Annotated in this window: 19 protein-coding genes; 14 read left to right on the top strand and 5 right to left on the bottom strand. The window is 35.4% G+C overall.

Annotated elements, in window-relative coordinates; translation table 11 throughout:
* Positions 1–259: 259 nt before the first annotated feature.
* Together BPMYX0001_RS10025 and hcp are read left to right on the top strand one after the other, a co-directional pair.
* The gene (locus BPMYX0001_RS10025; protein ID WP_003207128.1) at positions 260–856 is read left to right on the top strand and encodes a hypothetical protein; all 597 of its coding nucleotides are present in this window, start codon (positions 260–262) and stop codon (positions 854–856) included.
* Between the two features lie 105 nt (positions 857–961).
* On the top strand, positions 962–2,248 hold the full coding sequence (gene hcp, locus BPMYX0001_RS10030; RefSeq protein WP_033798853.1) for a hydroxylamine reductase: 1,287 nt from the start codon (positions 962–964) through the stop codon (positions 2,246–2,248).
* 110 nt (positions 2,249–2,358) lie between these two features.
* Here the strand turns inward: hcp and BPMYX0001_RS10035 are convergent, their stop codons facing one another.
* Positions 2,359–2,847, bottom strand: a complete 489-nt coding sequence (locus BPMYX0001_RS10035) for a hypothetical protein (protein WP_003197459.1) — start codon at positions 2,845–2,847, stop codon at positions 2,359–2,361.
* Between the two features lie 365 nt (positions 2,848–3,212).
* On the opposite strand from BPMYX0001_RS10035, the gene BPMYX0001_RS10040 reads away from it, so the two are divergent.
* The gene (locus tag BPMYX0001_RS10040; protein WP_078211785.1) at positions 3,213–4,568 is read left to right on the top strand and encodes a hemolysin family protein; all 1,356 of its coding nucleotides are present in this window, start codon (positions 3,213–3,215) and stop codon (positions 4,566–4,568) included.
* 584 nt (positions 4,569–5,152) lie between these two features.
* On the opposite strand, the gene BPMYX0001_RS10050 is transcribed toward BPMYX0001_RS10040, so the two are convergent.
* Positions 5,153–5,545: a YueI family protein gene (locus BPMYX0001_RS10050; protein ID WP_016132763.1), complete on the bottom strand. Its 393-nt coding sequence runs from the start codon at positions 5,543–5,545 to the stop codon at positions 5,153–5,155.
* Between the two features lie 178 nt (positions 5,546–5,723).
* Here BPMYX0001_RS10050 and BPMYX0001_RS10055 point away from each other — a divergent pair, with 178 nt between their 5' ends.
* Positions 5,724–6,857, top strand: coding sequence for a BA2291 family sporulation histidine kinase (locus BPMYX0001_RS10055; protein WP_003197467.1), 1,134 nt, complete (start codon positions 5,724–5,726; stop codon positions 6,855–6,857).
* 39 nt (positions 6,858–6,896) lie between these two features.
* Here BPMYX0001_RS10055 and BPMYX0001_RS10060 read toward each other — a convergent pair whose 3' ends face one another.
* A complete protein-coding gene (locus BPMYX0001_RS10060; protein ID WP_018782159.1) occupies positions 6,897–7,646 on the bottom strand; it encodes a DUF4397 domain-containing protein in 750 nt (249 codons plus the stop codon).
* Between the two features lie 427 nt (positions 7,647–8,073).
* Between BPMYX0001_RS10060 and BPMYX0001_RS10065 the strand changes: the two genes are divergently transcribed.
* Positions 8,074–8,211 (top strand): YjcZ family sporulation protein, encoded by a 138-nt coding sequence (locus BPMYX0001_RS10065; protein WP_006094759.1) that lies wholly within the window; start codon positions 8,074–8,076, stop codon positions 8,209–8,211.
* A 598-nt stretch (positions 8,212–8,809) separates the two neighbouring features.
* Here the strand turns inward: BPMYX0001_RS10065 and BPMYX0001_RS10070 are convergent.
* Together BPMYX0001_RS10070 and BPMYX0001_RS10075 are read right to left on the bottom strand one after the other, a co-directional pair.
* Positions 8,810–9,913, bottom strand: coding sequence for an ABC transporter ATP-binding protein (locus BPMYX0001_RS10070; protein ID WP_003197473.1), 1,104 nt, complete (start codon positions 9,911–9,913; stop codon positions 8,810–8,812).
* 103 nt (positions 9,914–10,016) lie between these two features.
* Positions 10,017–10,880: a PucR family transcriptional regulator gene (locus tag BPMYX0001_RS10075; protein ID WP_006094760.1), complete on the bottom strand. Its 864-nt coding sequence runs from the start codon at positions 10,878–10,880 to the stop codon at positions 10,017–10,019.
* A gap of 1,128 nt (positions 10,881–12,008) precedes the next feature.
* Between BPMYX0001_RS10075 and BPMYX0001_RS10080 the strand changes: the two genes are divergently transcribed.
* The 9 genes from BPMYX0001_RS10080 (at position 12,009) to BPMYX0001_RS10120 (ending at position 20,595) form a co-directional block, all read left to right on the top strand.
* Positions 12,009–13,319, top strand: a complete 1,311-nt coding sequence (locus BPMYX0001_RS10080) for an aspartate aminotransferase family protein (protein ID WP_018782161.1) — start codon at positions 12,009–12,011, stop codon at positions 13,317–13,319.
* The gene (gene atoD, locus BPMYX0001_RS10085; RefSeq protein WP_018782162.1) at positions 13,316–14,014 is read left to right on the top strand and encodes an acetate CoA-transferase subunit alpha; all 699 of its coding nucleotides are present in this window, start codon (positions 13,316–13,318) and stop codon (positions 14,012–14,014) included. Before BPMYX0001_RS10080 ends, atoD begins: the two co-directional genes overlap by 4 nt.
* Positions 13,999–14,661 carry a CoA transferase subunit B gene (locus BPMYX0001_RS10090; protein ID WP_018766387.1) on the top strand — a complete coding sequence of 221 codons (663 nt, stop codon included), beginning with the start codon at positions 13,999–14,001 and terminating at the stop codon, positions 14,659–14,661. The genes atoD and BPMYX0001_RS10090 overlap by 16 nt, the downstream gene beginning before the upstream one ends.
* Before the next feature lie 15 nt (positions 14,662–14,676).
* Positions 14,677–15,945: a peptidase gene (locus BPMYX0001_RS10095; protein WP_006094762.1), complete on the top strand. Its 1,269-nt coding sequence runs from the start codon at positions 14,677–14,679 to the stop codon at positions 15,943–15,945.
* On the top strand, positions 15,942–16,793 hold the full coding sequence (gene ablB, locus BPMYX0001_RS10100) for a putative beta-lysine N-acetyltransferase (RefSeq protein ID WP_033798854.1): 852 nt from the start codon (positions 15,942–15,944) through the stop codon (positions 16,791–16,793). The genes BPMYX0001_RS10095 and ablB overlap by 4 nt, the downstream gene beginning before the upstream one ends.
* A gap of 224 nt (positions 16,794–17,017) precedes the next feature.
* Positions 17,018–18,409, top strand: coding sequence for a sigma-54 interaction domain-containing protein (locus tag BPMYX0001_RS10105; protein WP_003197487.1), 1,392 nt, complete (start codon positions 17,018–17,020; stop codon positions 18,407–18,409).
* Between the two features lie 210 nt (positions 18,410–18,619).
* Positions 18,620–20,038, top strand: coding sequence for a lysine 2,3-aminomutase (gene kamA / locus BPMYX0001_RS10110; RefSeq protein ID WP_018766384.1), 1,419 nt, complete (start codon positions 18,620–18,622; stop codon positions 20,036–20,038).
* Positions 20,035–20,307, top strand: a complete 273-nt coding sequence (locus tag BPMYX0001_RS10115; protein WP_018766383.1) for a YokU family protein — start codon at positions 20,035–20,037, stop codon at positions 20,305–20,307. The genes kamA and BPMYX0001_RS10115 overlap by 4 nt, the downstream gene beginning before the upstream one ends.
* A 72-nt stretch (positions 20,308–20,379) precedes the next feature.
* A complete protein-coding gene (locus BPMYX0001_RS10120) occupies positions 20,380–20,595 on the top strand; it encodes a YozE family protein (RefSeq protein ID WP_018766382.1) in 216 nt (71 codons plus the stop codon).
* The last annotated feature ends 151 nt before the right edge of the window (positions 20,596–20,746 follow it).

The following is a 20,746-nucleotide window of genomic DNA, read 5'->3' on the forward strand; positions in this document are numbered from 1 at the left end:
AGGGAGTATAATTGTGAATTTATGGTATTGTAGAATTAAATACCCATAGAGGTGATAAAACAATAAAGGTAATTTCTAATTATATACAATGGAAGTGTCACTTTATATAAATATAAAAAAATGAATAGGAACTGGTTAATTTTTATAGAATGTATAATGTATTAAATACCTTTTAGTTGCATGCGGAGATTTGTTCTTATATGATAGATGGTGAAAGCGTTATCAAAATATAGAGCGGCGATGGGAAAGGCGGGGAAATATGTTCCAGCGTGTTCAAACAAAGGAAGAACATTTTTGGTTCGAGCAACTGTGGGGAGATTTTTGTGAAGAGAGAGATTTAATGTTTGTAGAGCGTAATTTAAATCCATCACGATTTTTATTAATAGAAGAAGGACATTCTATTGGTACAGTAGAGTGTATTCGATATACGACACCTGAACAATCTAATTCTGAGTTTTTCTATCCGTTTTCTGAAAATGAGTTAATGAAAGGTTTAAAGAATGTTTATGAAATAGGAAAGTTAAGTATTGCGAAAACATCGCGCGGGAGAGGACATTTCAAAAGGTTAACAGCTATTTTATTTATTCATGCTTTAGAAATGAAAGCTGAGTGGTATATTGCTGTTGTTACAAAAAGAATGTATATGTATTTACTTACAATTGGTTTTCCAATTGAACCAATTGATGATCCGTTTTATTTTCATGATACATTGCAAGGGGTACCTGTTCGAATTCATGCTCGGAAAGGATTAACACATTTGTATTCCTTAAAAGAATTTCGGGATATTATTCAAGGAAATGCTCATGCGCAGGCATTAATCAAAGAGAACAGTAAAAATATTATGTTAACAAGATGAAGTGTCACAAATTTTTATAAATTATTGTGATTGATATCACATCCCTTTTTCTCAATGTATATTAAGCTTAGTTTGTAATGAATGATTGGGAAAGGGTGGGATGATATGTTTTGCTATCAATGTGAACAAACGCCAACAGGCGGATGTAAAGTAATGGGTGTTTGCGGTAAGAATGAAACAATTGCAAGTTTACAAGATACGATTGTGTTTGGGTTAAAAGGAATTGCTGCTTATCGTACCCATGCTGCGCAGCTAGGGTATACAGATCCATTTGTAGATGCTACAACTCAAGAAGCGTTATATATGACATTAACAAATTCTAACTTTAATGAACAAGAACATATTGATATGGCTATGAAAGTTGGGAAATCAGCTTTACGGGTGATGGAGTTGTTAGATGAGGCACATACGAATCATTTCGGTGTTCCAGAGCCTGTTCAAATTACACAAAATCATGTAGAAGGTAAGGCAATTGTTGTTACTGGTCATAATTTATTTGCATTAGAGGAATTATTAAAGCAAACAGAAGGAAAAGAAATTAATATTTATACGCATTCTGAAATGCTACCAGCACACGGATATCCACAACTGAAAAAATATAAACATTTAAAAGGAAACATTGGTAAGGCATGGTATGATCAACGACGTCTTTTTGAAAAATTTACCGGTGCGATATTGGCTACAACGAACTGTGTTATGCCAATTAAAGGATCATACTCTGATCGCTTCTTTTCATATGATATTGCCGGCCTGGAGGGTGTACGGAAAATTGAAAATGATGATTTTGCACCATTGATTAAAAAAGCGCTAGAACTTCCCGAAGTACATATGGAGTCGGATGAACAGTTAGTAACAGGGTTTCATCATAATACAGTATTATCATTAGCTCCAGAAATCATTGAGGCAGTAAAGGGAGGGGAAATTAAGCGCTTCTTTGTCATCGCAGGTTGTGATGCCCCAGGAAAAGGCGGAGAATACTATCGTGAATTAGCAACGTCACTTCCGCAAGAAACGGTTATTTTAACAACTTCTTGTGGGAAATTCCGCTTTAATGATGTGAATTATGGTGTTGTACCCGGTACGGAGATTCCACGTTACATTGACTTAGGGCAATGTAATAATTCAATTTCTACAATAAAAATAGCGGCAGCTTTAGCAGATGCTTTTCAATGTGAAGTGAACGAATTGCCAGTTAGTATTGTCCTATCTTGGTTTGAACAAAAAGCGGTTGCCATTTTACTTGGGCTATTTAGTCTTGGGATTCAAGATATTCGTATCGGTCCAAAGGCCCCTGAATTTATTTCACCTGGTGTGCTTGATGTATTACAAGAAACATTTGGTTTAAAACTTATTACAACTGCAGCAGAAGATATGAATATGATGTTATCGTAACAAAAAGGATGTCTTGTAATGAGACATCCTTTTTATATAAATAAAAAAGCGCATGATAATTGACTAGGGGGGAGTCAATTATCATGCGCGAACAAACGATTGGAAAAGAACTAAAATCCGAATATACTTAAAATCATTTTACGACGTTTCGGTTTTTCTTCTCGTTCATATGTTGGCGTGATATCAGGTGTGATGTAAATTGGTTCTTTTTTCTCAAGAGCAGCTTCTAATTTTTGAATTCTATCCATCATTTCTTCCATTTCTCTGCGATGTTGTAGCAATTGGTAATTGACGACATCATCTGCTTTATCTTGCATTTTTTCCTCTATACGATTTAAACGGTGTGTAATTGTATTTAATTGTGTAACAAATTGTTCAAAATCAGTTGATGGTTCTACTTGTGAAATTATAGCGGGAGATAAGGTTTGTTCTATATGAGAACGATGATATTCTAACATTTTATCTAAGTTGTCTTGAGTGAAAATGAAATGACCGTACTTGTTTTTTTCTATATTGAGATTCAATTGTTGTGCAATTCGAACCACTGCCTTTGGGCTAACACCTAACTTTTTCGCAATAATGGGTGTTTTATATTCCAAGGTAAATCCCTCCTATATATATCCTGTTGAATTATTTCGAGGTATTAAGCTTCTTCCCTGCATGGGTGACAAAAGAAGTGAGGAATCGGCAAAGAAAGTGTTTTTTCACGAGAATTAGTTTTTGAGCATATAGATTCTTCTAAAAAGAGAGAAAAATGTCTGTTTTTTTTCAATTATTCTAGTTTGACTGAAAGAAGATATTTAGATTATCATAAATATAAATATCCTCTTTATGTATGCATATAATGTATAAAAAGGTGATGGCGAATGTAGAAACTTGTAAGATGATAAGAAAAGTCTTTTTCGCTTGAATAAATTAATTAGGAGGTGGCTTCCTTGCTTACAGCGTAAGTAAGGAAACGTATTTGGACATATATAGTATAAGTATGGTGATTGTTTTAATTGCCTTAACTGCATTTTTCGTTGCGGCCGAGTTTGCAATTGTGAAAGTAAGAAGTTCACGCATCGATTTTTTAATTGCAGAGGGAAATAAACGTGCAATTCCTGTGAAAACAGTCATTACAAACTTAGACGAGTATTTATCAGCTTGTCAATTAGGAATTACAGTTACAGCTCTTGGACTTGGATGGTTAGGAAAGCCAGCAATAAAGCACATGTTTGATTCGCTTTTCGCAAGATGGGAGGTGCCTCCCCAGGTTGCTGATATTTTGGCTGTGATTCTAGTGTTTATGTTCATTACTTTTTTTCATGTTGTTGTGGGGGAATTATCACCAAAAACATTGGCGATTCAAAAAGCAGAACAAGTGAGTTTACTCGTTGCTAAACCGCTTATTTTCTTTTATCGAATTACTTTTCCGTTTATATGGCTTTTAAATGGATCTGCTCGATATGTAACAAGAATGTTTGGTTTACAAACTGCGAAAGAGCACGAGGAAGTTCATTCGGAAGAAGAATTACGGTTGTTAGTGTCAGAAAGTTATAAAAACGGTGAAATTAATCAATCTGAATTTAAATATGTAAATAAAATCTTTGAATTTGACGATTGTATTGCAAAAGAAATTATGGTCCCACGGACAGAGATGAACATTTTAGATAAAGATACTTCTGTTAAAGAAGCATTGCAGAAAATGTCCAATGAGAAATATACAAGATACCCAGTTGTTGATGGGGATAAGGATCATGTTATCGGTTTTGTAAACTTTAAAGATATTTTCACAGATTTTGTGAAACATGGTGCCTTTAGCAAAGAAACGGTGCAGCAGTATATTCGTCCCATTATACTTGTCATTGAATCGATTGCAATTCATGATTTGTTTTTAAAAATGCAACGAGAGCGTACACATATCGCTATATTAATTGATGAATATGGTGGAACAGCAGGTCTTGTAACAGTTGAAGATATATTAGAAGAAATTGTTGGCGATATTCAAGATGAATTTGATATAGATGAAAAACCAGAAATCCAACATATAAGTGAAACAAAGACAATTTTAGAAGGAAAAGTATTTGTTAGCGAAGTAAATGTATTGTTAGGTTTATCTATTGATGATGATGATATTGATACAATTGGTGGATGGATTTTAACAAAGCACCTAGAAATTACAGAAGGTGATATTGTTGAAATTGAAGATTATAATTTTTGCGTTAAGGAATTGGATGGCCACTATATCAAGCAAATAGAAGTGACAAAGCGAGCAGCTCCCATTTTAATTTCAGAAACTGAAAAACCAATAACATTACAAGAACAAGTAAGCTCGTAAACTCTGCATTTAGCAGAGTTTTTTTAGTAGGGAAAATATTTTTTTATGTAATGGGACAATGTTACAATAAAATAAGTCAGACATTTAGCGAAAGCAATGCATGGAATTGATGAACTAGAATTAGATAAATACAAATTAAAAGACTGACATAAAACCTAATTTTTAGGTGGGAGAGAGCATCCGGCGGTCAGACCCTTTTTCTGCTCCATGTCGAGTGAAAACAAATGCAGACCCCCCATTTTGTTATTCATAGCCGCGGCTTATATGTCAAAAAATCAAAATGGATTTATATGGGCAGTTTCATGATTAAAGACATCATATGCGGTGTCAAAGAAAGTGGTACAGGTCGTGAAGGAATTAAATATGCGATTGAAGAAATGACAGAGATGAAACTAATCTTCATAAAAAAATAAATATAAATAAAAGGTACACTTATTATCTAAGTAAGTGTACCTTTTATTTATCTCGCTATTTGCGTGCAGTAAGACCCCCATCTCAAGATTCAGAGAGGAGCAAGGAAGAGAAGTGGGGGATAACTGCCCGTAAAAGACCGATTGGTAATGGAAGTGTCACATTATCGTGTATTATTTCATCTCTTGTTTAAAAATCGTATCTTCAACATAAACTTGTTCTTTATCTACCGCTGTGTTATGCGCAAGAACTAAACCAATTGGTGTTTGTGTACCTTTATTTTGGACGATTGTAAAAGGTACATTTTTTTCGTTTGCTAATTTAATGTATTTTGATAAATGTGGGTAAGAGATGCTGCCGTTTACATATAGTTGTAATGATTGAGAAGTGCGCATGCTATTAGCTACTTCTGTGTAAACATTGCTTTGCATCACTTGACCGATTGTTAAAGCGATTTCCACACGCTCACGCAATGTGCCTAAGTACATATTGCGTTCTTCTGGTTTGTTTTGCTTTTGGCCATGAATGCCTTCTTGGAGATAATCTTCCACATTTTTATTTACCATATTTTTCACACCTTTCATATCTTATTGTACGCAAGAAATGAAAAGGATGCAAAAAAAGACATTTCAAATACCATATTCAAATTAACTTTATCAACAGAAATTAACAAAATGTGACAATAATCTCTTAACGAAACTCGTTTTTTGTGTTAATATTCAAAATATATAGGGTATTCGTCGCATGGAAATGGAGGGAATGGGGGTTTTTCCAATCGATAAGGATATTAAAGAAGTATTTTGTTCGCACTTGAAAAACAACAGGCACCAATTCGTAGAGAACTGGAAAAACAAAATGATAATTTCCGAAAAAGATCCATTTAAGCAAGAAGTAGCTCAGAATGGAGAGAATTTATTAGAGTTAATCATTGAACTTATTATGGAAAATAAGGATGTAGCTCACCTACAGCCGTTATGTGAAAAAATTGCAATTGAGCGAGCAGGGGCGGACGTTAATATTGGAGATTTTGTCTATAATGCGAATGTAGGAAGAAATGAACTATTTGAAGCAATGTGCGAATTAGATGTTAAAGCTCGTGAATTAAAACCAATTATGACAAAAATACATACTTGTTTTGACAAATTAATTTATTATACGGTTTTAAAATATTCGGAAATTATATCGAGAAATTTAGAAGAAAAACAGCAATATATAAATGAAACACATAAAGAAAGATTGACGATTTTAGGACAAATGTCGGCTAGTTTTGTTCACGAGTTTCGAAATCCATTAACCTCCATTATGGGGTTTGTGAAATTATTGAAATTAGATCATCCGAATTTATCATATTTAGATATTATTTCACATGAATTGGACCAATTAAACTTTCGTATTTCGCAATTTTTACTTGTTTCAAAAAAAGAAATGTGGAATGAGTCTGAACGATTTTGGCTAAATGATTTGTTTCATGATATTATTCATTTCTTATATCCAAGTCTAGTTAATGCAAATGTTTCAATTGAAAAGATTTTACCGTATCCTATCTCATTTGTAGGATACCGTAGTGAAGTAAGACAAGTTTTTCTAAATATTTTAATGAACTCAATCGATGCTCTCGAAGTGATTAAAGAAGATCGTAAAATTATTATCGATACATGTGAAGAGGAAGAAAGGATTCATATTGTTATTAAAAATAATGGACCGATGATTCCGGCAGAAAGTATTGAAACGATTTTTGAACCATTTGTCACGACTAAGAAATTAGGAACTGGCATCGGTTTGTTTGTATGTAAACAAATTGTTGAAAAGCATAATGGATCGATTACGTGTCGCTCTGATTCAGAATGGACAGAATTTCATATTTCATTTCAAAAATAAAGAGAAAAAAGTCTACACCAAGAGAATGGTGTAGATTTTTTAATTTGTAAGAACCACGGCTTCTAATTTTGGGGATTGATTAGAATAGCCTACTAATGCAAATGTGTAAATTGTATTTGGTTCTACTTTTACATCAGGGATGGTTACAAGTATCTTTTTTGTATCGGCAAGAGAAATTTCAATATCAGCTGTTCCAGGGCTTACCTGTAAATAATCTGTTACTTGTTTAAATAAGACATTTTCGAATAAATAGTCGCCACCTTTTATGGATATATGAACAGCAGGGGTATCAGAGGAAAAATGTAAAAATCTTATTTTTGCTTGACCAGATTGCAAAGGAGTATTATCAAGCATTGGTTGCAACTGTAGATGTGTATCAGTACTAATTGCTGCCAGTGTATAAGAGTGGTTACCCATCATGGGAACAAGTGCTGAAAAAATAGGTGTTTCATTACCGACTGGAACGATATCAACCCGGTACTGCCCTTGAGTTAAGGACAAATAAGGACTGTGTTGTTTAAAAGAAATGTTTTTTACTACCTTCTGTCCGTTAACTAAAAAATCAATAGCTGGTGTATGAGGGGATGCGTGGAATATTCTCATATAGGATGGCAATGTTGCTTCTTGAGAGCCGCGTTTTTCATACACATGTACAAGTTTGGTAATCGCACTATGATATTTCATATATAATTCCATATATTTTTTGGGATTTGTATATTGATAGTAACGGGCAAGTTGTTCATACAGGGCTGCTTCTTGTCCATATTTTTCAATTTCAGATTGAGCCATGTAAAATTCCTCCTTTGTCATCACTATAACTATATGCATCTCGGAAAAGGGCTTATGCAAAAAATGCTTCAAAATATAAATAGGATAATAGATAGTTTATCCCGCATTAACGGGCAGTAAGACCCCCACCTCAAGATTCAGGGAGAAACAAGGTAGGTAGGGGATCAACTGCCCGTAAAAGCCCGATTGGTGAGGGCTAATAATCAGTGGGGGATGAAGAAAACCCCCACTGATTAAAGTTTCACTGTATTTAATGCCACGAATTTTATACATATACAAGTTGCTCGATCTGGTGCAAACTATAAAATCGTTAGCGGAGTTATGGAGTTTTTAATTTATAGGCAAACGCACATACAAAGTGAGAGTTGTCCTACATAATTTATTAAGGGAATTTAATTTTTAAGTAGCGGAGGGAGTGGAGCAAATCATGTGGGGTTACGGATATCCTAGTAGTTATTGCGGATATGGTTATGGCGGCGGAGGGTACAGTACAGGTTCTGGATTTGCGTTGATCGTTGTATTGTTTATTTTACTAATTATTATCGGGGCATGTTGGGTTCGTTAATAATTGATAAAGAGCGTCATGCTGAACTGGTTAATATAGTTAATCGGTTCTTTCTTTTTTATTTTAATGTAAACTCGTATTTAAAATATCAGTTGGAACATGAGGTCTTGCGATATTTTAACACAAAAGAACAAATGAAGAAGTTGCAGTGGGATAAACTAATGATGGTAAAGGTTATCCAGAAACTGTGAAATTAATTGTTAAATATGTACTTGGAAATTTGAAATTACATTGAATGGAAGCATGTGTAAGGTTACATAAGGTTGTATCTATAGAGGATTAGAAAAATTAGATTTTCATAAAGTAAAACTTCAATCAGCGGTGGGGCTTCATCTCCCACCTGATTTCTTTGCTTTTGTTGCATGTTGGGGTGGGGCCTTACTGCTCGCGAATAGCGAGATAAAAAAGGAGTAGCCAAAAAATGTTAATGAAAATGAAAAATAAGAGGAGCGTCAGGTGGTAGCAATAAAAAACGAAAAGGATTAAATATAATACTTGTAAAAAAATAAAATATCAAAAAGAAGCTTCCTGGCCTTTCTTAGGTAAATAGTACAGAAAGATCAGGAAGAAAACTGGTTTATACTTTAATCAAGTATGTCTATTCATTACGTATACGTTGTTCTGTATCAATATCGAAAAAGTGCGCTTTAGTTAAACTAAAAGCTAACGGAAGTTTATCGGTAGCTTTAATTTCTGAACGAGCGTTGATTCGTGCAACAAAGTTTTGACTCGCAAGTTTTCCATGAATCATCGTTTCAGCACCTAATAATTCAGCGACCTCAACTGTAATTTCGACAGTTGATTCAGGAGAAGATTGAAGAACAATTAGTTCATCATGAATGTCTTCAGGACGAATACCGAGTATGATTTCTTTTCCATTATATCCTTTTTTCTTTAATGCTTTTAGTTGGCCATCTGGTACTTTGAAACGAATATTTTCTATATGAAAATAGTTATCTTGTAATGTTCCGGTAAAGAAATTCATAGCTGGAGAACCAATGAATCCGCCAACAAAAATGTTTTCAGGAGCATCGTATACTTCTTTTGGCGTACCAACTTGCTGGATGACACCATCTTTCATAACAACAAGGCGTGATGCCATTGTCATTGCTTCTGTTTGATCATGTGTCACATATATAGTGGTCGTGTTTAAACGGCGATGAAGTTTAGAGATTTCAGAGCGCATACTTACGCGCAATTTTGCGTCTAAATTGGATAGAGGCTCGTCCATTAAAAATACTTTTGCGTCACGAACGATAGCTCTTCCTAGCGCAACACGTTGGCGTTGTCCACCTGATAATGCCTTTGGTTTTCGTTTTAAGTAATCTTCAAGTCCTAAGATTTTCGCAGCCTCTGTTACGCGGCGATTAATTTCATCTTTTGGAAGTTTGCGTAGTTTCAAGCCAAACGCCATATTATCATAAACAGACATATGTGGGTATAGTGCGTAATTTTGAAATACCATCGCAATGTCGCGATCTTTTGGAGCGACATCATTCATACGTTCTCCATCAATATAAAATGAACCATCAGAAATGTCTTCTAGACCCGCAATCATACGTAGAGTTGTTGATTTTCCACATCCAGAAGGACCGACAAATACGATAAACTCTTTATCTTCAATATGTAAATTAAAATCAGAAACAGCAGTCGTTTTATTATCATAAACTTTAAAAATATGATCTAATACGAGTTCTGCCACAATTACTCACTCCTTATTCTTTGAATTAATCGAATTATAAGATTTTTTTGTAGGTAGGTAAATTGGCAGATTGCACAAAAAAATGAGAGGTTTTTATGCAAGTTTACGAGATATCTAAAGAAAGAAATGCCATGTAAACTGCTACAGCGCCTTCAAATGTTTTGATATTAATTCCTGTTTTTTCAATGAATCTATCAATTCGATACTGCAAGGTATTACGATGCAAATATAAATGTTTCGCTGCAAGTGATACATTTAAATTACATTGGAAGAATACTTTAACACTATCGATTAGTTCTTTATCATTTGAAATGTGTGCTAACAATTGATTTGTATATTTTTCTCTTTCTTCTTTTGGTAATGAGATCATTAATTGGTAAGGGAGTAGGTGTTCAATGTGTATAATCTTTTTTGATAAATAGGGAGAAAGAAAAGAAAATAATGCTCGTTCCCATTGATACAAACGAGAAATTCCATTTGTTTCGGTATAGTGTCTGCCAATAAAAAAGGATAGAGATATAAAAAAATCTGTTTCTAATGTATCAAGGGCTGTTTGTAATATAGATTTCGATATATCTTCTTCTAAGATGAGAACGCCGGCTTGAGAAGTCTCCCATATCGTTGTAGTGACGAAAGAAAACATGGACTGTAAAGCATCTTGAAATTCTTCTCTTTCTACTATAGAGTGATTTGTGAAAAAATGTAAAAAACGAACAGATACGATAGGAATATCCTTATTTTGATATAACGCTTCATACCAAGACTTTTCTTTTTCTGTTTCATAAAATGTATCAGTATGAATGGGCGTTAAGATTGATGAAAGTAATTGACGTTCCCTTTGGTGTAAGCGAGATTTGCGAATCCCTACTTTGTTTCCTTCAACTAAAAACCAGCTATACTCCCCAGACAATACTGTTTCATTAACCGTTATATCTTTACCGTAATATGTTTTTAATTGTTGAATCATAGGAACACTCCTTTTCTTTTTCTGAGATAAAGTGAAACTTTCATTTAGCCAGACCAATTGATTTTTTTGTGGGCAATTATCCCGCGCACCTATCTTTCTCATTTGTACGGACTTTAAGGTAGGGAGAATTTTATTAGTAATTAACCTTCATCGATCAGATTTTTACGGGAAGAATCAATTTGATAAAAATAATCTTTCTCTTGCAGGCAATTCCATTCATGCTTTTTATTTCGCAATAAATAGAATTATATTGTTAAGCTATGAATAAAAATGTTTGAAAAATTTTATAAAAAATTCAGAAAATGTATTACGAAAGAAAAAGTTGTAATGGTATACTTCATAACAACTGGTAATGACAACATGATATCATGATTTAATTTATTATTTATATAATCAATATATCATGGAAAAGAATGTAGTTACGGTGGAAAAGGATGTTACGAACGATATGCATCGACTTCTGCACTTATTCGCCAATATAAAGAAGCATCTTGATTACCAATGATGCTGGTGTGTATGGAGCTTGTTATTTAGGGTTGAATCGCTGGGAGAGTTAGATAGATTAAGGTGCTATGTAAGAGGAGAAACCTCGTACAGAGGATTAGCACATTTGTTTTTTCTCAGTAAAAAATATTTTGTAAAATGCAATAAAAGCATGTTTTTTAATAGGAATAAGTAGATGTCGAAAATTTAAAAAATAAATTATATGAAAGAAACCTCCTATGATTGAGTAATCATAGGAGGTTTCTATTTGAAGGATTTGTCTAAATTTGTTGAAAAATATGACAGATAAACAAAATAAATAGGAAGGAAATTGACGGGAGTTTCGTCGAAGTTTACACAATGCCAGCAATTGAGCGAAGCTGATGGTATGGTGAAAAAATAATTAGGTAGTATGTTTTTTAGGCTTATTTTTTATAGGGGGGAGGATTTTTTTAAGAGGGGTAAAGGGTTTGGTCTTTTATTATATTTCTGAATGTTTATTTTTATTTTGATTTTTAGCACTCATTTGTATATTTTATAATAGTTTTTTGATAAATTCACTGCGTTTGCAGAGGGTTCTTTTTTATGAAAGAAACGTCAATTTTCTTCATATATATATACAAATTGGAGAAATGGGGGAGCGCTATGCGCGATTACTTAATTAAGCCACTTGTTGGTCAGCCGTATCCAATGATTTCACATGGAAAAGGTGTGTATTTGTATGATCAAAATGGTAATAAATATTTTGATGGTTCGTCAGGAGCGATTACGGCAGGTATCGGACATGGCGTAACAGAGATTGCGGAAGTGATTAAAAAGCAGGCAGAGGAGATTGCTTTTGTGTACCGCTCACAGTTTACGAGTGAGCCAGCTGAGAAGTTAGCAAAGAAGTTAAGTGATTTAAGTGTAGGAGATTTGAACTGGAGTTTCTTTGTGAATAGTGGTACAGAAGCGAATGAAACGGCTATGAAAATTGCGATTCAACATTTTCAAGAGCGCGGTATTCAAGGGAAACATAAAATTTTATCACGTTGGATGAGTTATCACGGTATTACGATGGGAGCTTTATCAATGTCAGGGCATCCACTTCGTCGCCAGCGATTTGTATCTATTTTAGAAGATTATCCAACTGTTCCAGCGCCGTATTGTTTCCGTTGTCCGGTGCAGAAAGTATATCCAACGTGTCAGCTTTCTTGTGCAACGGAATTAGAACGAGCAATTGAACGAATTGGTGCAGAACATATTGCAGCTTTTATAGCTGAACCGATTATTGGGGCGGCAGGCGGTGCGGTTGTACCACCGAAAGAATATTATAAAGTAATTAAAGATATTTGTAGCCATTATGATATTTTATTTATTGCTGATGAGGTGATGACAGGCCTTGGGCGTACAGGTGCATGGTTTGCGATGGAACACTGGGGCGTGGAGCCAGACATCATGACGTTAGGAAAGGGTCTAGGTGCTGGTTATACACCGATGGCCGCGACGGTTGTGAGTGACCGTGTGATGGAACCGATTTTACGAGGGTCGCGATCAGTTATGAGTGGGCATACGCTAAGTGCTAACCCGTTATCAGCCGCGACAGCTTTAGCGGTTATTGAATATATGGAGAAACATAACTTACCTGAAAAAACAGCTGAAAAAGGAGAATATTTAATAAAAGGATTGCAGAAAGTTCAGCAGCAATCGACAATTATTGCCGATGTGCGCGGAAAAGGACTCCTGATCGGAGTAGAATTGCAATCGTTTACAAAAGCGTCTGAGCTCATTTCAGTCGCGGCGAAAAACGGACTTCTTTTATATCAAGCTGTTTCAGGGCAAGCAGGAAAAGAGGATAGTGCGCTGCTTGTTGCACCGCCAATGACAACTACATATTCTGAGTTAGATGAGTTACTTGAGATTTTTGCGAAAAGTGTGGAAGAGATGATGCAAAAAGGAGGGCACAGTATCGTATGACAACCATTACAAATACATTTGGTAAATTAAAAGAAATTGAAGAGATTATGTCATTGTTTCATGATGATATGACGTTAATGTTTGGAGGGTTTGGCGGAATTGGATCCCCTCCATCATTAATACAGGCTATTGCACAAAAAGGAATTACAAATTTACATTTAATCGGAAATGATACGGGATTTCCAGATGTAGGAATTGGCCGCCTTGTAACAAATGAGCGAGTGAAATCATTAATTACTTCTCATATTGGTTCAAATCCAAATGCAGGAAGACAGTTAAATGAAGGACGATTACGGATTGAGTTTTCGCCTCAGGGAACGCTAGCAGAGCGAATTCGTGCAGGTGGAATGGGATTAGGCGGAATTCTTGTCGATGTTGGTGTGGATACGATTGTAGAGGAAGGAAAACGAACAGTCGAAATGAACGGAAAAACATATTTATTGGAAACGGCTTTAACTGCAGAGGTATCGATTGTATATGCGAAGAAGGCGGATCCGTTTGGCAATCTTGTGTTTGATAAAAGTGCTCGCAATATGAATCCACACGTTGCGATGGCTGGAGATATTACAATTGTTGAGGCAGAAGAAATCGTACCGCTTGGAAGTTTAGATCCTGAGGAAATTGTTGTTCCAGGTGTTTTTGTAAATTATATTGTGCCGTCGGAAGGAGTGAATTGGAAATGGGTATGGGAGTAGAAGTACGAGATAAGATAGCAAGGCGTGCTGCGAAAGAAATTCAAAATGGAATGATTGTAAATTTAGGGATTGGTATCCCTTCTCTTGTACCTAACCATTTGCCTGAAGATATACATGTTATGTTCCAGGCGGAAAATGGAATCGTTGGAATGGGCCCGACGCCAAGTAAAGGAAGCGAAGATGAAAACTTGTGTAATGCGGCTGGATTGCCGACGTCACTCATTACAGGAGCAAGTTATTTTGACAGTTGCACGGCATTTGGAATGATTCGAAAAGGGTTGCTTGATGTAACAATACTTGGTTCACTACAAGTAAGTGAAAAAGGTGATTTAGCAAATTGGATTGTTCCCGGGAAACGTGTTCCTGGTATTGGCGGAGCGATGGATTTAGCGCAAAAAGCAAAGCGGGTCGTTGTTGTGATGAATCACGTTGATAAGTATGGAAATGCAAAAATTGTTTCAGAATGTACGCTTCCATTAACGTCGAAAAGGTGCGTGGATTTAATTATTACAGATATGGCTGTAATGGAAGTTACTTCTGAAGGTTTAATACTCCAAGAGTTAATGAGCCCTTATACAGTAGAGGATGTAAAACGAAATACGGAGGCATCTTTTCATGTGAGTTCTAATTTACTTGTGATTGAATGAGAGGAGCTAACAAATATGGAGCAATTAAAAAAACAAGTGTGTGATTATATTGAAAGTCATGAAGGAGAAAGTGTAAAGCTCTTAAAACGATTAATTCAAGAAAAAAGTGTATCTGGAGATGAGAGCGGCGCGCAAGCAATTGTCATTGAAAAACTACGTGAATTAGGTTTAGATCTCGATATTTGGGAGCCTTCTTTTACAAAAATGAAAGATCATCCTTATTTTGTATCTCCAAGAACGAATTTTTCAGATAGCCCAAATATTGTTGCGACGTTAAAAGGAAGCGGCGATGGAAAATCAATGATTTTAAATGGACATATCGATGTTGTACCAGAAGGTGATGTGAATCAGTGGGAACACCATCCATATAGTGGTGAAAAAGTAGGGAATCGCATATATGGTCGTGGAACAACCGATATGAAGGGCGGCAATGTGGCGCTTATGCTGGCAATCGAAGCGATTGTAGAACTGGGTATTGAGTTAAAAGGAGATATTTATTTTCAAAGTGTAATAGAAGAGGAGAGCGGTGGAGCAGGTACTTTAGCAGCAATTTTACGAGGGTATAAGGCAGATGGGGTTATCATTCCAGAACCAACAAATATGAAGTTTTTCCCGAAACAACAAGGTTCGATGTGGTTTCGCTTGCATGTGAAAGGAAAAGCAGCACATGGCGGGACTCGTTATGAAGGAGTAAGTGCAATTGAAAAGAGCGTGTTTGTTGTTGAACATTTGAGACAATTAGAACAGAAAAGAAATGAACGGATTACAGACCCGTTATATAAAGAAATTCCAATCCCTGTTCCAATCAATGTTGGGAAAATTGAAGGTGGTAGCTGGCCAAGCTCCGTACCAGATTCGTTGATTTTAGAAGGAAGATGTGGAGTTGCGCCGAATGAGACTATGGAGGCGGTAAAAGAAGAATTTGAAAATTGGATAGGGCAATTAAAGAATGTAGATCCATGGTTCGAAGAATATCCAGTAGAGGTAGAATGGTTTGGGGCAAGGTGGGTCCCAGGTGAATTAGATGAGGAGCATGCGCTCATTACAACGCTTCAAGATAATTTTGCTCAAATTGAAGGAAGAAGTCCAATTATAGAAGCATCACCATGGGGCACAGATGGTGGTTTATTTACACAAATCGCAGAAATCCCAACCATTATATTCGGACCAGGAGAGACAAAGGTAGCCCACTATCCAAATGAATACATTGAAGTGGATAAAATGATTGCCGCAGCAAAAGTTATTGCATGTACATTACTAGACTGGTGTGAGGTGAAAAAATGAACTATTATGAATCATTCAGAGAACAGACAAACTACTATACTGTAGAAGGAGTGCTAGATTATTTTAATAAACGTATTCGGGTAGATCATTATACAGGAAATGTAGAAAGTCTTATGCGAAAAATAGAAGAGTTAGCAGAGAAGCATTCTTTCACCAAATGCATTATAAAAGGAAAGGGAGAGCATGTTTCGGCGTGGCTCTCTTTTGGCTTTTTATTAGAAGCGACGATTCCACATTATTTTCAAGGACATGATGCATACTTTTTCGTAAAATATCGTGATGATGAAAGACGAAATAGTATCCAGTGGATTGATGAGGACCGCATTATAGATGGTGTGAGAGAAAAGGAAGTAAAGGAGAAACAAGTTCCAGAAAAATTTGTACTACGAAAAGCGACAGAGGCAGACGCAGAAGAATTGGCAGGTGTATTTGGAAAAGTGTTTGAAATTTATCCGACACCGTTAAATGAAGCAGACTATATTGTTCAGACGATGAAAGAAGATACGATTTATTATGTGTATGAATCAGAGGAACGTATTATTAGTACTGCTTCAGCAGAAATGAATGTGAAAGAAGGTAACGCAGAATTAACGAATTGTGCAACTTTACCTGAATATCGAAAGCATGGATTTATGAAAAGTTTACTCATTAAGTTAGAAGAAGAACTACAAGAGAGAGCAATCTTTTGTTCTTACACAATCGCACGTTCACTTTCGTTTGGTATGAATGCAGCTTTTCATCAGCTAGGATATACATACACAGGAAGGCTAGCAAATAATTGTTATATTTTTGATAAATTAGAAGATATGAATGTATGGGTAAAAGATTTATCCCGCATGAATGGGTAGTAAAATCTTTACTTGAAAGTTTAGAATACCGGATTGCTGTGGGCTAATAATCAGTGGGGGATGAAGCCCCCCGCTGATTAGAGTTGCACTTTATTACTTGTTGGCGGGAAAGTAATGATATGAAATAAATAGAAAAGTAGAACGGAATCGTAATGCTTATAATCGCGCACAGGGGTGCCGGAAATTCGGCATATAAATTGCTGAATTTTTAGCAAGAGGGGGGAATGACATTGCTGGCAGTTTCGACACAAGAAGTCATTGAAGCGATTTTGGGCAGTATTGATGAAGCGATTCATGCTGTGGATGAGAATGGTATTACAATTTTTTATAATACTGTTGCTGCAAAACATGACGGATCAAAGATTGAGAATGTATTGGGTAAGCATTTATTAGAAGCATTCCCATCTCTATCAAGGGAAACGAGTACACTTATGAAAGTTTTAAATACAAAAAAGCCGATTTTACATCAAGTGCAGCGTTATCAAAATTTAAATGGTGAAGATGTTTGTACTGTAAATACCACATTACCTATTTTTATAGAAGGTGAAATTGCAGGTGCTGTTGAAATCGCAAAAGATTACTCGACGATTCAAAAATTAACGGATACAATTGTTGATTTACAATCGAAAATGAAACGATCCTCTAGGAAGAAGATAACAAAAAAACACGTTGCTTTTAATACAATTGTGACGAATGATTCCCGCTTTAAACAAACAAAAGATTTGGCGCAAAAGGTAGCTCCAACAAATGCAAACGTTTTAATATACGGGGAAACAGGAACAGGAAAGGAACTATTTGTACAAGCGATTCATGAGGCTTCCAACCGTAAAAACAAACCGTTTATTGCCCAGAATTGTGCAGCTCTTCCAGAGTCCTTACTAGAAAGTCTATTATTTGGGACAACTAAAGGGAGTTATACTGGAGCTATTGAACGTGCGGGGCTATTTGAACTTGCAGATGGAGGGACATTATTTTTAGATGAATTAAATTCGATGCCCCTTGATCTGCAGGCGAAAATGCTACGTGCATTAGAAGATGGAGTAATTCGTCGCATCGGTGATAGTAAGACGAGAAAAGTAGATGTTCGCGTGATTACGGCGATGAATCAACCTCCAGAAGTATGTTTACGTGAAAATAAAATTCGTACCGATTTATATTATCGTTTAAATGTATTTTCTCTATATATTCCACCGCTTCGTGAACGAAAAGAAGATGTATTATTGTTAGCATCCTACTTTTTAAGAGACTATAACAAAGAATATAAAAAACAGGTGCTCCATATTGATAATGGGACGAAAGAAAGGTTGCTAGCATATCATTGGCCTGGAAATGTAAGAGAGTTAAAACACACGATTGAACACGCTGTAATTATTGCAGAAGGAGGTTCATTAACAGTTAGTTGTTTACCACGAACATTTCGAAAAGAAGTAGATTCAAAGAAACAGAAGAAATCTATTCTTCCATTACGTGAGGCACTTCACCAAACAGAGAAAGAATTAATTAATCAAGCGCTAATGGAAACGGATGGGAATATTTTGCAAGCTGCTAAATTATTAGGTATTCCAAGACAAACATTGCAGTATAAATTAAATAAGTATGACAAAACCGCCGAATAATTGGCGGTTTTTGTGTGTTTGCACCAAAAAAAGAGCGTTTACATATACAGAAAGTAACGAATATTGTATTGAGTAGAGCGCCATTTAAAATAAGAAAAATATTTTTTCTCATATATAATAGGGTATCTTTCGTCATCACTTCTTGAAAATGTGGAGTTGGCATAATTATTGCTTATATAAATGGCGAGCGTAAAAAAAGGGGGAATAGCAATGTTACATGATGTATACAAACCAAATCGTCACTGGAAAGATATCGAATTATGGAAAGATGTTACAGAAGAGCAATGGAATGATTGGGTTTGGCAATTAACGAATACGATCAAAACGTTAGATGATTTAAAGAAAGTGATTAATTTGACACCAGAAGAAGAAGAAGGTGTTAAAATTTCAACAAAAACGATTCCGTTAAATATTACACCGTACTATGCTTCTCTTATGAATCCTGATGATCCACGCTGTCCGATTCGGATGCAATCTGTACCGATTTCGGAAGAATTATATAAAACAAAGTATGATTTAGAAGATCCGCTTCATGAAGATGAGGATTCACCAGTTCCAGGTTTAACACATCGTTATCCAGACCGCGTGTTATTTTTAGTAACAAATCAATGTTCTATGTACTGTCGTTACTGTACACGTCGTCGTTTTAGTGGACAAATTGGAATGGGTGTTCCGAAAAAACAATTAGATGATGCAATTGCTTATATTCGTGAAACGCCACAAGTACGAGATGTTTTAATTTCTGGTGGGGATGGTCTTCTTATTAATGATAAAATCTTAGAATACGTATTAAAAAATTTACGCGCAATTCCGCATGTGGAAATTATTCGTATCGGAACGAGAGCGCCAGTTGTATTCCCGCAACGTATTACAGAAAATCTATGTAATATTATTAAAAAATATCACCCAGTATGGTTAAATACGCACTTTAACACTTCTATTGAAATTACAGAAGAATCAAAACTAGCATGTGAAATGCTTGCAAATGCAGGTGTTCCAATTGGAAACCAAGCGGTTATTTTAGCAGGTATTAATGATAGCGTTCCGATTATGAAAAAACTGATGCACGATTTAGTAAAAATTCGTGTTCGTCCGTATTACATTTATCAATGTGATTTATCAGAAGGTATCGGTCATTTCCGCGCTCCGGTTTCAAAAGGATTAGAAATTATTGAAGGGTTACGTGGACATACGTCTGGTTATGCGGTCCCAACGTTCGTTGTAGATGCACCAGGAGGCGGCGGGAAAATTGCTCTTCAGCCAAATTATTTAATTTCACAAAGCGCAGATAAAGTTGTTCTTCGTAACTTTGAAGGTGTTATTACAACATATCCAGAACCAGAAAACTATGTACCAGGAAGAGCGGAAGGTTACTTTAAAGAGATTTATCCAACATATGAAGAGAAACGTTCGGATATTGGTGTAGCAGGATTGATGAGTGATAAGAAATTTAATCTTGTTCCGGATGATTTACAACGTATGAATCGTCGGAAAGATTATGAAACAAATGAAACACATTCTTCTTTAAAAGATAAACGAGATAAGCGTGATCAGTTAAAAGATAAAAAGTATCAAGCCCAAATGTCGAAATTAGAAGATGGCAAAAAAGCTGAGGGTGACGCAGTATGAATTGTATGTGGTGTGACAGTACAGAAGCAAGAGAAAGTCTGAATACTGTATATTGGGAATTGCCAGATGGTACAAAAGCCATTGAAATTCAAAAGACACCATGTATTTCGTGTTCATCATGTGGAATGGACTATCAGGCTGATCATGTTGTAAAAGAAATAGAAGATCAGTTGTTTTTAATTTATACAAAAGATTTACCAAAACAATTGACATATGAAGAATTAATGGAACGTCCACGTCTCCTAAAAAGAAATTATTTCGACTTTTAACCAGCGATTATGCTGGTTTTTTTCTTTTTACCCTTGTATAATGTATCCAAGTTAGAAAGGTAGGGAATATGTTTGAAAAAGTCATTTTATCACTATATGATGAAGTATCGTGCGTCTTTAATCAGAAATGAAATATCAGATTTAGCTGAAGCTATGTACGATGATTTAAGTTTTCCGAAGCAATCAGAAGATTACGATGAAATTAGTTCATATTTAGAATTAAGTGGATTACTAGGCAGTATGTCTATTTTTGATGAGGCGTGGGAGCTATACATACAAGAAAGATAACGATTAAACATATACAAATATATCTGTATTGGTGTACATCACTCTATAAAAAGTGATGTATTTTTTTATTGAAAAATTTTTTGAATATAAGCTGATGTGATAAGCGTTTTTCTGCCGTTTGCATATACTGGTATCAAAATCACGACTTTAA

The organism is Bacillus pseudomycoides DSM 12442, assembly GCF_000161455.1.
Classification (GTDB): domain Bacteria; phylum Bacillota; class Bacilli; order Bacillales; family Bacillaceae_G; genus Bacillus_A; species Bacillus_A pseudomycoides.

Bases quoted from the DNA above. Each gene is read 5' to 3' on its own strand.
- BPMYX0001_RS10025 (WP_003207128.1), top strand. From the start codon at position 260: ATGTTCCAGCGTGTTCAAACAAAGGAAGAACATTTTTGGTTCGAGCAA.
- hcp (WP_033798853.1), top strand. From the start codon at position 962: ATGTTTTGCTATCAATGTGAACAAACGCCAACAGGCGGATGTAAAGTA.
- BPMYX0001_RS10050 (WP_016132763.1), bottom strand. From the start codon at position 5,545: ATGGTAAATAAAAATGTGGAAGATTATCTCCAAGAAGGCATTCATGGC.
- BPMYX0001_RS10055 (WP_003197467.1), top strand. From the start codon at position 5,724: ATGGAAATGGAGGGAATGGGGGTTTTTCCAATCGATAAGGATATTAAA.
- BPMYX0001_RS10060 (WP_018782159.1), bottom strand. From the start codon at position 7,646: ATGGCTCAATCTGAAATTGAAAAATATGGACAAGAAGCAGCCCTGTAT.
- BPMYX0001_RS10065 (WP_006094759.1), top strand. From the start codon at position 8,074: ATGTGGGGTTACGGATATCCTAGTAGTTATTGCGGATATGGTTATGGC.
- BPMYX0001_RS10075 (WP_006094760.1), bottom strand. From the start codon at position 10,880: ATGATTCAACAATTAAAAACATATTACGGTAAAGATATAACGGTTAAT.
- BPMYX0001_RS10080 (WP_018782161.1), top strand. From the start codon at position 12,009: ATGCGCGATTACTTAATTAAGCCACTTGTTGGTCAGCCGTATCCAATG.
- atoD (WP_018782162.1), top strand. From the start codon at position 13,316: ATGACAACCATTACAAATACATTTGGTAAATTAAAAGAAATTGAAGAG.
- BPMYX0001_RS10090 (WP_018766387.1), top strand. From the start codon at position 13,999: ATGGGTATGGGAGTAGAAGTACGAGATAAGATAGCAAGGCGTGCTGCG.
- BPMYX0001_RS10095 (WP_006094762.1), top strand. From the start codon at position 14,677: ATGGAGCAATTAAAAAAACAAGTGTGTGATTATATTGAAAGTCATGAA.
- ablB (WP_033798854.1), top strand. From the start codon at position 15,942: ATGAACTATTATGAATCATTCAGAGAACAGACAAACTACTATACTGTA.
- BPMYX0001_RS10105 (WP_003197487.1), top strand. From the start codon at position 17,018: ATGACATTGCTGGCAGTTTCGACACAAGAAGTCATTGAAGCGATTTTG.
- kamA (WP_018766384.1), top strand. From the start codon at position 18,620: ATGTTACATGATGTATACAAACCAAATCGTCACTGGAAAGATATCGAA.
- BPMYX0001_RS10115 (WP_018766383.1), top strand. From the start codon at position 20,035: ATGAATTGTATGTGGTGTGACAGTACAGAAGCAAGAGAAAGTCTGAAT.